General features: G+C 67.9%; 12 protein-coding genes. 6 read left to right on the forward strand and 6 right to left on the reverse strand.

The genetic code is table 11. From position 1 onward, the window contains the following. Positions 1-2: 2 nt before the first annotated feature. From DFR40_RS03610 to DFR40_RS03620, 3 genes are read right to left on the reverse strand one after another with little or no spacing between them, the layout of a single operon-like run. Positions 3-2,966 carry an HD domain-containing phosphohydrolase gene (locus DFR40_RS03610; protein WP_211329716.1) on the reverse strand — a complete coding sequence of 988 codons (2,964 nt, stop codon included), beginning with the start codon at positions 2,964-2,966 and terminating at the stop codon, positions 3-5. 31 nt (positions 2,967-2,997) lie between these two features. After that, on the reverse strand, positions 2,998-3,591 hold the full coding sequence (locus tag DFR40_RS03615) for an OmpA family protein (protein ID WP_170160149.1): 594 nt from the start codon (positions 3,589-3,591) through the stop codon (positions 2,998-3,000). A gap of 3 nt (positions 3,592-3,594) precedes the next feature. Beyond that, positions 3,595-4,032: a FecR family protein gene (locus DFR40_RS03620; protein ID WP_121457113.1), complete on the reverse strand. Its 438-nt coding sequence runs from the start codon at positions 4,030-4,032 to the stop codon at positions 3,595-3,597. A gap of 122 nt (positions 4,033-4,154) precedes the next feature. Here DFR40_RS03620 and DFR40_RS03625 point away from each other — a divergent pair, with 122 nt between their 5' ends. Next, entirely contained in the window at positions 4,155-6,302 is a 2,148-nt protein-coding gene (locus DFR40_RS03625) for a CHASE2 domain-containing protein (RefSeq protein ID WP_121457114.1), read from the forward strand. Between the two features lie 57 nt (positions 6,303-6,359). Here DFR40_RS03625 and ispF read toward each other — a convergent pair whose 3' ends face one another. Further along, positions 6,360-6,842, reverse strand: a complete 483-nt coding sequence (ispF, locus tag DFR40_RS03630; protein WP_121457115.1) for a 2-C-methyl-D-erythritol 2,4-cyclodiphosphate synthase — start codon at positions 6,840-6,842, stop codon at positions 6,360-6,362. Next, positions 6,839-7,525 (reverse strand): 2-C-methyl-D-erythritol 4-phosphate cytidylyltransferase, encoded by a 687-nt coding sequence (gene ispD / locus DFR40_RS03635; protein WP_121457116.1) that lies wholly within the window; start codon positions 7,523-7,525, stop codon positions 6,839-6,841. The genes ispF and ispD overlap by 4 nt, the downstream gene beginning before the upstream one ends. A 41-nt stretch (positions 7,526-7,566) precedes the next feature. Between ispD and DFR40_RS03640 the strand changes: the two genes are divergently transcribed. Further along, positions 7,567-8,823, forward strand: coding sequence for an MgtC/SapB family protein (locus tag DFR40_RS03640; RefSeq protein WP_121457117.1), 1,257 nt, complete (start codon positions 7,567-7,569; stop codon positions 8,821-8,823). Between the two features lie 10 nt (positions 8,824-8,833). After that, a complete protein-coding gene (locus DFR40_RS03645) occupies positions 8,834-9,436 on the forward strand; it encodes a hypothetical protein (RefSeq protein ID WP_121457118.1) in 603 nt (200 codons plus the stop codon). Here the strand turns inward: DFR40_RS03645 and DFR40_RS03650 are convergent. Next, the gene (locus DFR40_RS03650) at positions 9,429-9,611 is read right to left on the reverse strand and encodes a hypothetical protein (protein ID WP_121457119.1); all 183 of its coding nucleotides are present in this window, start codon (positions 9,609-9,611) and stop codon (positions 9,429-9,431) included. The genes DFR40_RS03645 and DFR40_RS03650 overlap by 8 nt on opposite strands. 122 nt (positions 9,612-9,733) lie before the next feature. On the opposite strand from DFR40_RS03650, the gene DFR40_RS03655 reads away from it, so the two are divergent. From DFR40_RS03655 to DFR40_RS03665, 3 genes are all read left to right on the forward strand, one after another. Further along, positions 9,734-10,501, forward strand: a complete 768-nt coding sequence (locus DFR40_RS03655) for a hypothetical protein (protein ID WP_121457120.1) — start codon at positions 9,734-9,736, stop codon at positions 10,499-10,501. Between the two features lie 63 nt (positions 10,502-10,564). Further along, positions 10,565-14,002 (forward strand): transcription-repair coupling factor, encoded by a 3,438-nt coding sequence (gene mfd, locus DFR40_RS03660; RefSeq protein WP_121457121.1) that lies wholly within the window; start codon positions 10,565-10,567, stop codon positions 14,000-14,002. Further along, positions 13,999-15,066, forward strand: coding sequence for a 3-deoxy-7-phosphoheptulonate synthase (locus DFR40_RS03665; RefSeq protein WP_121457122.1), 1,068 nt, complete (start codon positions 13,999-14,001; stop codon positions 15,064-15,066). The genes mfd and DFR40_RS03665 overlap by 4 nt, the downstream gene beginning before the upstream one ends. The last annotated feature ends 2 nt before the right edge of the window (positions 15,067-15,068 follow it).

Genomic DNA, 15,068 nt, shown 5'->3' on the forward strand with positions numbered 1-15,068 from the left:
TTTCAGCCGAGGTAGGCGGCGATATCGACCTCGTCGATCTGCTCAGGCTTGAGGAAGCGCTCGGCGTAGGCACGGTAGACGCCGGAACTCAGGAACAGGTCGAAGATCACCGGATCGATGTGCCGGTCCTTCTTGAAGAACGAGAGGATGCGGATCGATTCGGACAGCGTCTTCATCGGCTTGTAGGGACGGTCGGAAGCCGTCAGCGCCTCGAAGATATCGGCCACCGCCATGATCCGCGACGGGATCGAAAGCTGCTCGGCGCTCAGCCGGCGTGGATAGCCGCTCCCGGTCATCGTCTCGTGATGGGTGCCGGCGTACTCGGGAACCCGGCGCAGGGATTTCGGCAACGGCAGCTGCTCGAGCATCAGGATGGTCTGGATGATGTGCTCGTTGATCTTGAAACGTTCTTCCTCGGTCAGCGTGCCGCGGCCGATGCCGAGGTTGTACACCTCGCCGAAGTTGTACAGGTTTTCCGGCACGGTCATCGACCAGCCGTGCTGCAGTGCCGGGTTGTCGGCTTCGCGCGGGACCACGTGCCAGGACTTGTCGGCGAGCAGGTTTTCGCGCACCGGCAGCGGATTTTCCGCCTCCCCGCTGCGGCGACGCTGCTCGTCCTGCGACAGGCCGAGCCGGTCGTCGAAATTGCGCCACCAGGTTTCGCCGGCGATCCGGCGGATCCGCTCGATCTTTTCCGGCGCCATGAATTCGCCGCCAATGTTGGCTTCGGCGACGAAGGCGAAGTCGTCGAGCAATTGCGCCCGGCGCGCGGCCAGCGCGGCATCGGCCTCGGCCGGGGCGAGGCCGCGCTCATGGATGGCTTGCAGGCGTTCGATCTCGGCGTCGCGCAGGAGGACTTCGAAGCGGGTGCGGACCTCGTGGATGCGGTTGTAGATGGTCTCCAGCTTGGTCGCCTTGTCGACCACGTACTCGGGCGTCGTCACCTTGCCGCAATCGTGCAGCCAGGCACCAATGCGGAATTCGCGCCATTCCTCCTCGCTGGCGAAGCGGAAATCGGCGAGCGGCCCGCTGTCCACCGCGCAGGCAGCCTCGGCCAGCATCATCGCCAGCTGCGGCACGCGCTCGCAATGGCCACCGGTGTACGCGCTTTTCGCATCGATGGCCCCGGCGATCAGGCGGATCAGCGAATCCATCAGTTCCTTCTGCGCTTCGAGCAGGTTGACGTTCTCCAGCGTCACCGCCGACTGGGCGGCGAGCGCCTCGACGAAGCTGACGATTTCCGGCGCGAAGGGGACGATTTCGCCGCTGCGCGGATCGAGTGCGTTCATCAGCTGGAGCACCCCGATCACCTCGCCGGTGCGCGGCGACAGCGGAATGGTCAGCATCGAGACGGTGCGCAGGCCGGTCTGTTCGCTGAAGCGCATCGTCCCCGAGAGATCGAAGCGGGTTTCGCGATAGACGTCGTCGATGATCACCGTGGTGTTGTTCAGGGCCACGTAGCTCGACACATAGCCGCTCATCGGCGCGCCGCTGACCGGGTCGTGCAGGGGCACCTCGAAGTCCTGCAGATCGTCGCTGGCGGTGCGCAGGGCGAAGCGCAGGGTGTCGTGCTCGGTCTTCAGGAACAGCGTCGCCGCGGCGCAGTGGGAGATTTCCTGGGCACTGTTCAGGATGTGCCGGAGCAAGGCGTTGCGATCCTTCTCGCGCGACATCATCAGGCCGCTTCCGACCAGGCTGCGCAGCTTCTGCTGGGCCAGATCGAGTGCTTCGGTGCGTTCCCGGATCGACTGCTGCATGACCAGCTGGGCGTCGCCGAGGGCGTTGATTTCGTAGAGCACGGACTGCGGGCGTTGCGGCTCGGTCGTGAAATCGAGCCGCTTCAGGCGCTCCGAATTGCGTGCCAGCACCGCCAGCGCCTGCACCACCCGGCGCGACCCGAGCAGGGCGAGCGGCACCAGGATGACCATCAGGGCCAGCGAAACGGCCATGACGTCGCTGCGGGCGCGTTCGATCGGGGCCGAGAAATCGCTGGCCGGCGCCAGCGCGACAACGGTGAAGCGGGCGCCGGCAAATGCCTCGGTCAACTTGCCGACGACGACGAAATTCCGCAGCTCCCCGGCCTGCGGCAGCTCGACCAGCTTGGCGCCGCTCAGGTCGCCGCGCCCGGCGAGGGCCTGCAGCGTCGGCTCGGCGAGTTGGTCGAGGCGGCTCAGCGCCGCGATCTCGCCGCCCTGGTAAAGGCTGCCGCGCAGGCTGCCGGCGATGATCCGGCGGTCGCCGTCGAGCAGCAGGATGGCAGCGTTTTCCGACAGTGGCTGCGCGGCAAGGAAATCGCGCAGCCGGGAAAGCTTGATGTCGAGGCCGAACACGGCGCTGCCGTCAGGCAGGGCCTGGGCGAGGGTCAGGCCGAGTTCGCCGGTCGAGGCGAAACGATAGGGAGCCGTCGCCACCGGGCCCGGTGTCGCCATCGCCGCGGTGAACCAGGGGCGCTCGGTGGCGCGGTAGTCGTTGTCGGCCAGGCGTTCGGCCAGCAAGCGCCGGTTGCGGTCGAGAAACTGCCAGTGCGCCTGCACGCCGCCCGGCGCAATCCGGCGCAGCGCGAACCAGGTTGCCGCCGGCGCCTGCAGCGCGGCGAGCAACCGGGGATCGCTGCGGACCGCGATGGCCTGGACGAAACCATTGCCCGGCAAGCCGAAGTACTGGCCGTAGATGTCGCTGCTCACGGCCAGGGAGCCAACCAGTTCCGGCAGCATCTCGGCCGGCGCCAGGCTGCGGGCATCGCCGGTCCGGCTGCCGACGATGCGCACGGCTTCGTCGATCAACGTCGTCGTTGCCGCGATCGACTGTTCGGCAACCAGCGAGAAGCGTTCGCGGGCGTTTTCCTCGATCATCGACTGGAAGCGACCGAACACCGTGAACAGGAAACCGGCGGTCAGCGCCAGGATGATCACGAAGAGCGCGGCCAGCACCCAGTACTGGAAGCGCAGCTGGAATCTTCCGGGCATGGGATGTCCTCAGGAAAAGGGAATGACTGACTCAGCGCAGGGAAATCTCGACCCGGCGATTGCGCGGTTCGGCGACTTCGTCGCGGGTCGGCACCAGCAGGTTGCTCTCGCCGTGCGACTCGATGCTGAGCGCGTGCACCTTGAGGCCGCGTGCGCGGATCAGGTCGGCGATGCTCTGCGCGCGCTGCAGGGCCAGCGTCCGGTTGGCCTCGGCCGGGCCGACGGTGTCGCTGTGGCCGATCACCGAAACGTCGACCGCCGGTCGCCGTGCCGCCGCCTCGATAATCGTCGGCAGCAGCGCCAGCGAGGCCGGGGTCAGGCGGGTGCCGCCGCTCTCGAAGTAGAGCTGGAAGCGTTCGGGCAGCAGCGGCCTGGCCGCGATTGCCGAGGCAAAATCCTTTTCGATCGTCGCCGCCGGCACGGCCGCCGCCTTGCCCGAGCCATCGAGCGCCGCGCCGTGTCCGGCCTGGTCGATCACCTGTTCGCCCTGGCGGCCCTTGACGACGACCTTGCCGGTGCCGCCGTCGGGGTTCTCGAGCAACACGACATAGGACTTGCCGGCGCAGCCGGCGAGCAAGTTGACGGTCAACAGCCCGAAAAGCAGTTTTTTGCCGAGCATCGCCATGGCCTACTCCTCGACCTTGATCAGCAGATGGGTGCCGCGAATGCCCAGGGTGCCGCTGGGGGTCTCGATGGCGACCGCGTCCGGGCGCAGCTTGGCAATCACGCCCGAAACATAGTTGAGGCTGCCGCGGGCAAGCTTGCCGTGCATCTTCAACTGTCCCTGGCCGGGTGCGTAGAGATATTCGCTGACCGTCAGCTCGGTATCCGGACCGAAGGACATCACCGTCTCGTCGCGGAAGGTCACGCCCAGCGACGACCGGGCACCGGTCCGGAGTACCGCCCCGGCCTGCACCGGTGTGCCGACCTCGGCCTTGACCGACTGGCCGGCAAAAGTCAAGGAAGCGTCGCCGCTGACGGTCTTGACGAAACCGACCGGCGGTTCGGCGGCAACGGCCAGGCCGCTGGCGAGTGCCAGGACAGCCAACAGATGCTGGTGCTTCATCCCTGATTCCTCCGCTTCACCCCTGGGACACGATGTGTCCACTTCGGTTCGCAGCGTATCATAGGAAATGCCAGAATAATTTGCCGATTTGATAAAACCGGCACCCTCGACAAAAACGCCAGATGCCCCGATCATCCCGCCTATTCCGCTTCCTGCCGCTGCTTGCGGGCCTGCTCGCCGGCGCCCTGCTGCTGGCCGCCGAGACGCCGCTGCTGGTGCTGCGCAATGCGCTGTTCGACCAATACCAGCGCTGGGCGCCGCGTCCGGTGACCGAACAGCCGGTCCGCATCGTCGATATCGACGAAGAGAGCCTGGTCCGCCTCGGCCAGTGGCCGTGGCCGCGCACCCGCCTGGCCGAGCTGAGTGCCCGGCTGACCGCGGCCGGAGTCGCCGCGATCACTTTCGACGTGATTTTTGCCGAGGCCGACCGCACCTCGCCGGCGGCGCTCGCCCGGCAGTGGCAGGTAAACGACGAACAGCGCCGGCAACTGCTGGCGCTGCCCGATCACGATGCGGTCTTCGCCGGCCAGCTGGCGGCGAGCCCGGCAGTCCTCGGCTTTGCGCTGACCAGCGCGCCCGGCCCCCGCCAGCCGGCGACCCGGGCGGCCATCGTCAATCTCGGCGAAGACCAGCGTGCCTGGGTGCCGGCTTTCAGTGGCGCCGTGCCATCGCTGCCGCAATTCGAAGCGCTTGCCCCGGGCAACGGTGCGCTCAGTTTCGTGCCCGACCGTGACGGTGTCGTCCGCCGGGTACCGCTGGTCCTGCGCCTCGGCGAGCGCATCCTGCCGACGCTGGTCAGCGAGAGCCTGCGCGTGGCGCAGGCCGCGCCGGCGATCATCCTGCGCAGCGCCGGCCACCAGCAGCAGCTGACCGGTCACCGCGACCGCGGCGGCCTCGGCGAGATCCGGATCGGCGCGCTGACCATTCCGACGACACCGCAAGGTGAACTGTGGCTGCATTACAGCGAACGGCCGGCTGCCCCCGCACTGCCAGCCTGGCGCGTCCTCGCCGATGCTGCCGAGAGTGCCGCGCTGGCCGGCCACATCGTGCTTGTCGGCAGTTCGGCGCAGGGCCTGCTGGACCTGCGCTTCACCCCCTTCGGCCTGCGTCCGGGCGTGGCGATCCACGCCGAGGCTCTGGCGCAGATTCTCGCCGGCGATTTTCTCGAGCGGCCGGGCTGGTCACGCGCCGCCGAACTGCTGCTCGCCGCTGCCACCTGCCTGCTCGCCGGTTTCCTGGCGCTGCGCTGGCGGGCCTTGGCCGCTGCCGGGCTGGCCCTGACCCTGGTCCTGGCGGGCGCCCTCGCCTCCTGGCTGGCCTTCGCCCGCGCCGGCCTGCTGCTCGACCCCTTGCCGGCGCAGGCAGCCACCCTGTTTGCCTTCATCGTCTGCAGCCTCGCCCACCACTTCGTCAGCGAACGCGAACAACGACGCATCCGCGGTGCCTTCGCCCGCTACGTCTCGCCCAACCGGGTCGCCCACCTGCTCGCCAACGAAGCCGATCTCGCCATCGGCGGCGAGCGGCGGGACTGCAGCTTCATCTTCACCGACCTGGCCGGATTTACCGGGCTGATGGAAGGCATCGACCCCGGCCGCGCGGTGGCGCTGCTCAACGACTACCTCGACGGGATGATCGCGATCGCCTTCCGCCACGAGGGGACGCTCGACCGCATCGTCGGCGACGCGGTCGCGATCATGTTCTCGGCACCGCTCGCCCAGCCCGACCATGCTGCCCGCGCCTTCGCCTGCGCCCTCGAGATGGACGCTTTCGCCTGCGCCTACGCGCAACGCCAGCGCCAGGCCGGAATCGCCTTCGGCGACACGCGCATCGGCGTGCATCGCGGCGAGGTCATCGTCGGCAATTTCGGCGGCAAGACGATCTTCGACTACCGCGCCCTCGGCGACCCGGTGAACACCGCTGCCCGGCTGGAATCGGCGAACAAGCACCTGGGCACCCGCGTCTGCGTCTCGCAGGCGATCCTCGACGACCTGCCGCCGCAAGCGGTGCGGCCGGTCGGCCGGGTCCTGTTCAAGGGCAAGACGCAGCCGCTGGCGATCTTCGAGGCGCTGACGCCGGCCGACGCCGAGCGGCGAGCCCCGGTCGAGGTCTACGCGGCGGCCTGGCAGTCGCTCAGCGATGATGCCGATCTCGCCACCGAACGCTTCGCCGAACTGCACGCGGCCTGGCCGGAGGATGGCCTGGTCGCCATGCATTGGCGCCGCCTGCAGGCCGGCGAGCGCGGCGACCTGATCGTGCTGAGCGCGAAATAGCCGCCACGGCGGCTGAAAAAACCGCTTTTTGCGCCGTCGACCGTCAGATTCGCCGGCTCAGCCGGCGCGTACGACGAGCACTACCGCCTGCGCCTCGATCGCCTCTTCGCGGCCGAGGTAGCCGAGCTTCTCGTTGGTCTTGCCCTTGATGTTGACGCAGTCGGCGCCAATGCCGAGGTCGGCGGCGACGTTGGCGACCATCGCCGGCGCGTGCGGCGCCAGTTTCGGTTGCTGGGCGATCAGCGTGGCGTCGACATTGACCGGCCGCCAGCCCTTGTCGGCGAGCAGCGCGACCGCGGCGCGCAACAGGACGCGGCTGTCGGCGCCTTGGTAGCGCGGGTCGGTATCGGGAAAATGCCGGCCGATGTCACCCAGCGCGACGGCGCCGAGCAGCGCGTCGGTGATCGCATGGAGCAGCGCGTCGGCGTCGGAATGGCCGAGCAGCCCGGTCGGATGGTCGATCTCGACGCCGCCGAGGATCAGTTTGCGGCCGGCGACCAGTTTGTGTACGTCGTAGCCCTGCCCGACTCGGATGTTCATTTGCGCCCTCTCAGGATCATTGCGGCCAGCGCCAGGTCGGCCGGAAAAGTGACTTTCAGGTTGGTCGAATCGCCGCGCACCAGCTTCGGCGCCAGCCCGAGCGCCTCGATGGCGCCGGCTTCGTCGGTGACGGCATTGTGGTTTTCGAGCGCGGCGAGCAGTCGACCGTAACGGAACATCTGCGGCGTCTGCGCCTGCCACAGGCCGTCGCGCGGCTCGGTGGCGGCGACGCGCTGGCCGGCGTCGGCGCGCTTCAGGGTATCGGCGACCGGCACCGCAAGGATGCCGCCGACCGGGTCGTCGGCCAGTTCGGCGCACAGCGCGTCGAGCATCGCCCGGCTGAGGCAGGGACGCGCCGCGTCATGGACCAGGATCCAGTCGTCGTCGGCGGCCACCGTCGCTGCCGCGCGCAGGCCGTTGCCGACGCTCTCGGCGCGGGTGGCACCGCCGCAGCGCACGGTCTCCAGCTTGGCACCGAGCGCCGACCAGTCGTAACGCGGCCACCACGGATCGTCCGGGGCCAGCACCACCCACACGCGCTCGATCGCCGGGTGTGCGGTCAACGCCGCCAGGGTGTGGAAAATCAGCGGTCGGCCGAGCAGGTCGAGGTACTGTTTCGGCATCTCGGCGCCGAAGCGCGAGCCGCTGCCGGCGGCGGGGACGATTGCGTAATGTCTGGGCATGGCTTAATTTTAACGAAGAACCGCGATAAGAGAGGCAAGGCATGAGTTTCGTCGTCCCCGAACTGGCCGTTCCGGTCGAGGCATTCGCCACCGCGCTGGGCATCGGCCTGTTGATCGGCATGGAACGCGAGCGTCGCCCGGACGCTGCCGCCGGCCTGCGCACCTTCTCGCTGGTGGCGATGCTCGGCTGCCTGTTCGCGATGCTTGGCGAAACCGGCGGCGGTCCGTGGCTGCTGGCAGTCGGCCTGGTGGTGCTGGCCGCGGCGATGGTCGCCTCGAACTTCTCGACCCAGCAGGAAGAGAAATACCGCGGCTTCACCTCGGAGGCGGCAATCATCGTCACCTACGGCCTTGGCGCCGCCGTCTGGTACGGCTACGCGACGGTGGCGGTGATGCTGGCCATCGCCACCACCGTGCTGCTCTACTTCAAGGCCGAACTGAAGCAGTTCAGCGAGCGGATGACCGCCAAGGACATCAACTCGATGCTGCAGTTCGCGGTGCTCTCGCTGGTCATCCTGCCGATCCTGCCGGCCGACGATTTCGGGCCCTACGGCGCGATCAACCCGCGCCAGGTGTGGTGGATGGTGGTGCTGATCTCGGGCCTGGCGCTGGCCGGCTACCTCGCCCTGCGCATCATCGGCGCCCGCCACGGCGCGGCGGTGCTCGGCATTTTTGGCGGCCTGGCCTCGTCGACCGCAACCACCATGATGTTCTCCCGCCACGCCGCCGAGCACGGCCACCTGGTGCGCATGTCGGCGATCGTCATCCTGATCGCCAACGTCATGGTCATGATCCGCCTCGGCATCATCGCCGGCCTGGTCGCACCCGGACTGATCGGCCCGATCGCCGTCGTCTTCGTCTGCGGCATCGTGCCCGGCGTGGCCATGGCCGCCTGGGGGTGGAAGATCCTCAACGCCGCCGGCGACCTGCCGATGCCGGAAGTGCGCAACCCGACCGAGCTGAAGACGGCGCTTTCCTTCGGCGTCCTCTACGCCGTCGTCCTGCTCGCCGCCGCCTGGCTCCAGGATGTCGCCGGCAACAGCGGCCTTTACATCGTCGCCCTGGTTTCCGGGCTGACCGACGCCGACGCCAGCGTGCTGTCCACCTTGCGCATGTTCAACCTCGAGCGGGTCCAGTTCGCCGACGCGGTCACCGCGGTAACGCTGGCGCTGATCGCCAACCTGATCTTCAAGATCGGCCTGGTCGTCAGCATCGGCGGTCGTGCCCTGGCCCGCCAGGCGCTGCCCGGCCTGTTCGCCATCGGCCTCGGCATGGGCGCCGGCCTGCTGCTGGTGTGAGCGCCGGGCGATGAACCGGGCGCTCGTCCTGCACACGCCGGCCGGCCACCTGCTCGGCCAGTTCGCGCTGCCCGAGGCCCTGCCCGATTCGCCGCGCGGCCTGGTGCTGCTGCCGAAAGCGCATCGTGTCGCGGTCGACGACCCGAATACCCTGATTTTCCGCCAGGCCGGCTACGCGGTGCTGGCGATCGAGCTGCTCAGCGAGCGCGAGATGCACTACGCCGACGCCGCCCAGGACGTCGCCCGGCTCGGCGCCCGGCTGCTCGACGTGCTGGCGCTGGCCGAGCGCGACGGCGACATGGAAAGGCTGCCGCTGGTCATCTTCGCCAGTGGCGAGGCAACCCCGGCGGCGCTGCGCGCAGCGGCCCGGCGCGATGCCCAGGTGCGGGCGCTGGCGGTGCATGGCGGCCCGCTCGACCGGGCCGGACTGGAAGCGCTGCGCATGCTGGCGGCGCCGCTACTGATGCTGACCGATGTCGATGCCGGCGAGCCCGGCTGGCAGCGCGCCGCCGCCCATCTCGGCTGCCCGCACGCCGCTCAGCGGCTGGCGCCCGGCGAGACGGCGGGAAGCGCCGCCGTCGCATGGTTCGGCCGCTGGCTGGCGGCTACTTGATGCCGCCGCTCTGCTTCTTGTAGCTGGCGAACTGGCTGGCCCACTCGATGAAGGAAATCTCGGCCATCTCGATCTGCCGGCGCTCGCCGCTGCGCCGCTCGACCCGGCGCGCTTCGGCTTCGCCTTCGGTGGCGCGCCGGTCTTCACCCGTGCGTTTTTCTTGGAACAAGGACATGAGTCAGGAATACCCGAAAAGACATTGACTGCCGCAACAGGACGCAATCATATAATGACAACGTCGCGCTGTGCAGCCCCGCCCTTCTTCGCCGACGCTCTCCCCTTTTCCCCGATTCCATCATGTTCCGCAAATTCCGCATCCTGATCCTGCTGCTCGTCCTGGCCAGCGTCGCCCTCGCCGCCTGGCGCGCCGAAACCCGGCTGGTCGCCTGGGAGCGCACCGTGCATGTCGCGCTCTATCCGATCGCCGCCGACGATTCGCCGGCCACCGCCGCCTACCTGTCGACGCTGGACAACGAAAGCTTCGGCGAAATCGCCGAATGGATCGACCAGCAAATCGGCGGCTACGGCAAGACGGTGCTGCAGCCGGTGGTCATCCGCGTCGCCAGGCCGCTGCGCGAACTGCCGCCGCCGGCGCCGCAGGGCGGCAGCGCCCTCGACAACATGCTGTGGAGCCTGAAGCTGCGCTGGTGGGCCGGCGAGCACGACGCGATCGCCGGGCCGGCGCCGCAGGTCCGCCTGTTCGTGCTCTACCACGATCCCGAGCGCATCGGCCAGGTACCGCACTCGGTTGGCCTGAGCAAGGGCCAGCTCGGCGTCATCCACGCCTACGCCAGTCGCCGCCAGCATCGCCAGAACGCCGTGGTGATCGCCCACGAGTTGCTGCATACCTTCGGTGCCACCGACAAGTACGATCCGCGCAGCCTGCAGCCGGTCTTTCCCGCCGGTTACGCCGAGCCGCAGCGGAATCCCCTGCTGCCGCAACGCCTGGCCGAGATCATGGGCGGCCGCATCCCGGTCGATGGCGAGCGTTCGGAAATCCCGGCCAGCCTGCGCCAGGCGGTGATCGGCACGGCCACCGCCGGCGAGATCGGGCTGCTCCGCTAAGCGACGGCGAAGGCGGGCGCGCCAGCGGCTATAATCGTCGCCCCGTCGTCCGCCCCTGCCGCCGTGTCCGCTGCTCCTTCCCTGCTTCAGCTTCCCGCTCTGCCCCGCCCCGGGCAGCGTGTCGATCTCGAACCGCTCGCCGGCGCTGCCGACGCGCTGACGCTGGCCGAACTGGCCGCCGCCAACCCCGGCCGGACGCTGGCCGTGGTCACCGCCAGCGCCGCCGACGCGCAGCGCCTGCTCGAAGAAATCCCGTGGTTCGCGCCGCAGCTCAAGGTGCGCTTGCTGCCGGACTGGGAAACCCTGCCCTACGACCATTTCTCGCCGCATCAGGACCTCGTCTCCGAACGCCTGGCCACACTATGGGCGGCATTGCAGGGCGAGGTGCAGATCCTGCTGGTGCCGGCGGCAACCGCGGTCAACCGGCTGGCGCCGCCGGAATTCATGGCCGCCTACACCTTCGAGTTCAAGAAGGGCCAGACGCTCGACGCCGAGAAATTCCGCGCCCAGGTCACGTTGGCCGGCTACGCCAACGTCACCCAGGTGGTGTCGCCCGGCGAATACTCGATCCGCGGCGGCCTGATCGACCTCTTCCCGATGGGCTCGCAACTGCCCTACCGGCTCGACCTGTTCGACGACGAGGTCGAGAGCATCAAGACCTTCGACGTCGACACCCAGCGCACCGTCTACCCGGTGCCGGAAGTGCGCCTGCTGCCGGCGCGCGAGTTCCCGCTCGACGACAAGGGTCGCACCCACTTCCGCCAGGCCTTCCGCGAGCGTTTCGAGGGCGACCCGGCCAAGTCCGGCATCTACAAGGACATCTCGACCGGCATCGCCAGCGCCGGCATCGAGTACTACCTGCCGCTGTTCTTCGACGCGACGGCGACGCTGTTCGACTACCTGCCCAAGGACGCGATCTTCGTCACCCACGGCGACGCGCCGGCCGCGATCGCCGCCTTCTGGAACGACACCCGCTCGCGCTACAACCTGCTGCAGGGCGACAAGGCGCGGCCGCTGCTGGCGCCGGAAGAACTGTTCCTGACCGACGAAGCCTTTTTCACGGCGGCAAAATCTTACGGTCGACTGGCCCTGGAAGGAAAAAATGCCGGCGCCGGAAAATTGCCCAATATCGCCGTCGACCGTCGCAGCGAAGAACCGCTCGGCGCGCTGAAGAACTGGCTCGCCGCCTGGCCCGGGCGCGTGCTGCTGCTTGCCGAGACCGCCGGCCGCCGCGAAACGCTGGCCGCGATGTTCGCCGAGCACGGCCTCAAGCCCGCCGCCTGCGCCGATTTTGCCGCCTTCGCCACGGGCAGCGAGCGGCTGGCGCTGGGTATCGCGCCGCTACAGCAGGGCTTTGCCCTCGACCAGGTCGCCTTCGTCAGCGAGACCGAGCTGTTCGCCGGCAGCCCGCGCCGCACCCGGCGCGAAGCGGCGCGCAAGGCAAGCTTCGACAACTGGCTGAAGGACCTGACCGAACTCAAGGTCGGCGACCCGGTGGTGCACGAAAGCCACGGCATCGGCCGCTATCGCGGCCTGGTGCGGATGGATCTAGGCCTCGGCGAGCAGGAATTCCTCGAACTGCACTACGCCAACGACGCCAAGCTCTTCGTGCCGGTGGCGCAACTGCACGTGATTTCGCGCTATTCCGGCGCCGAGCCGGACGCCGCACCGCTGCACACGCTCGGTTCAGGTCAGTGGGAAAAAGCCAAACGCAAGGCCGCCGAGCAGGCGCGCGACACCGCCGCCGAACTGCTCGCGCTGTACGCCGCGCGCGCCGCCCGTCAGGGCCACGCCTTCGATTTTTCGGAAAACGACTACGAAGCCTTCGCCGACGGCTTCGGCTTCGAGGAAACCGCCGACCAGGCGCAGGCCATCGCCGCCGTCATCGCCGACATGAAGTCGGGCAAGCCGATGGACCGGCTGGTCTGCGGCGACGTCGGCTTCGGCAAGACCGAGGTCGCCCTGCGCGCCGCCTTCTGCGCGGTGGCCGGCGGCAAGCAGGTGGCCGTGCTCTGCCCGACCACCCTGCTCTGCGAACAGCATTACCAGACCTTCGTCGACCGTTTCGCCGACTGGCCGGTCAAGGTCGCCGAAATCTCCCGCTTCAAGACCGCCAAGGAAACCGCGCAGGCGCTGCAGGACCTGGCCGAAGGCAAGATCGACATCATCATCGGCACGCACAAGCTGATCGGCAAGGACGTGAAATTCAACCGTCTGGGCCTGGTCATCATCGACGAGGAACACCGCTTCGGCGTACGCCAGAAGGAAACGCTGAAGGCGATGCGCGCCGAGGTCGACGTGCTGACGCTGACCGCGACGCCGATCCCGCGCACGCTGGCGCTGTCGATGGAAGGCCTGCGCGATTTCTCGGTGATTGCCACCGCGCCGCAGAAGCGCCTGGCGATCAAGACCTTCGTATCCCGCTTCTCCGACGGCATCATCCGCGAAGCGGTGCTGCGCGAATTGAAGCGCGGCGGCCAGGTGTATTTCCTGCACAACGAGGTCGACACCATCGAGAACATGCGCGAGAAGCTGGAAAAGCTGGTGCCGGAAGCGCGCATCGTCATCGGCCACGGCCAGATGAACGAACGCGAGCTGGAAAAGGTGATGCGCGACTTCACCGGCCAGCGCGCCAACCTGCTGCTGTGCACGACAATCATCGAGACCGGCATCGACAACCCGCACGCCAACACCATCCTGATCAACCGCTCGGAGAAATTCGGCCTCGCCCAGCTCCACCAGTTGCGCGGCCGGGTCGGCCGTTCGCACCACCAGGCCTACGCCTACCTGCTGGTGCAGGACGAGAAGGCGATGACCAAGCAGGCCAGGCAGCGCCTGGAAGCGATCCAGATGATGGAGGAACTCGGTTCCGGCTTCTTCCTCGCCATGCACGACCTGGAAATCCGCGGTGCCGGCGAGGTGCTCGGCGACAACCAGTCGGGCGAGATGCAGGAAGTCGGCTTCACCATGTTCAGCGAGATGCTCAACCGCGCCGTCGCCCACCTGAAACAGGGCAAGGTGCTGGAAACCGCCGACCTGACGCAGCCGATCGGCGTCAGCGGCGAGATCAACCTGCGCACCCCGGCGCTGCTGCCCGACGCCTACTGCCCCGACGTGCACGAGCGGCTGACGCTGTACAAGCGCCTGGCCAACTGCGAGAGCGACGACGAGATCGACGCGCTGCAGGAAGAACTGGTCGACCGCTTCGGCGAATTGCCGCTGCAGGCGCAGGCGCTGGTCGCCACGCACCGGCTGCGCCTCCTGGTCAAACCGCTGCTGGTACAGAAGCTCGACGCCGGCAACGACCAGGTGACGATCCAGTTCGCCCCGGAGTTCTCGAAGAATCCGCCTATCGAGCCGATCAGGATCATCAATTTGATCCAGAAGAACCGCAGCTATAAGCTGGCCGGACAGGATAAGATTTCACTTTTGCGCCACTGCCCGGCCTTGCAGGACAAGGTTGCGGCGGTCAAGGACATGATACGCGAGCTGACCAAATGACCCAGATCCTCGAGAACATCAACGTTTCCGCCTTCGACGCGATGCCGACGCCGGCGGAAATCCACCAGAAACTGCCGTTGACCGCAAAAGCCGAGGCCACCGTCAGCGCAGGCCGCGACCTGCTGCGCAACATCCTCGACCGCAAGGATCACCGCCTCTTCGTCGTCGTCGGCCCGTGCTCGATCCACGATCCGGTTGCCGGCATGGACTACGCCCGCCGCCTGAAGGCGCTGGCCGAGGAAGTCGGCGACACGCTGCAGATCATCATGCGCGTCTACTTCGAAAAGCCGCGCACCACGGTCGGCTGGAAGGGCTACATCAACGATCCCTTCATGGACGATTCCTTCCAGGTCAATGTCGGCATGGAGAAGGCGCGCGACTTCCTGCGCCAGGTCAACGAGCTCGGCCTGCCCGCCGGCACTGAGGCGCTCGACCCCTACGGCCCGCAGTACTACGGCGACCTGATCACGTGGACGGCGATCGGCGCCCGTACCACCGAATCGCAGACGCACCGCGAGATGTCGTCCGGGCTGTCCACGCCGGTCGGCTTCAAGAACGCGACCAGCGGCGACCTGACGGTGGCCACCAACGCCATCCTCTCGGCCTCGCGCCCGCACTCCTTCCTTGGCCTGAACAACGACGGCCGCGTCGCCATCGTCCGCACCAAGGGCAACCCGCACGGCCACGTCGTGCTGCGCGGCGGCGACAGCGGCCCGAACTACGACACCGTCTCGGTCGCCGTCGCCGAGCAGGCGATGGTCAAGGCCAAGCTGCCGACCAACATCGTCGTCGACTGCTCGCACGCCAACAGCTCGAAAAAACCGGAACTGCAGCCGCTGGTCATGGCCGACGTGGTCAACCAGATCCGCGCCGGCAACAAGTCGATCCTCGGCGTGATGATCGAATCGAACATCGAGCCCGGCAACCAGCCGATCCCCGCCGACCTCTCGCAACTCAAGTACGGCTGCTCGGTCACCGACGGCTGCGTCGGCTGGGAGACCACCGAGAAGATGCTGCGCGACGCCGCCATCATGCTGCGCGACGTGTTGCCGGAACGCCTCTGACC

This window comes from Azonexus fungiphilus, assembly GCF_003634965.1.
Classification (GTDB): Bacteria; Pseudomonadota; Gammaproteobacteria; order Burkholderiales; family Rhodocyclaceae; genus Azonexus; species Azonexus fungiphilus.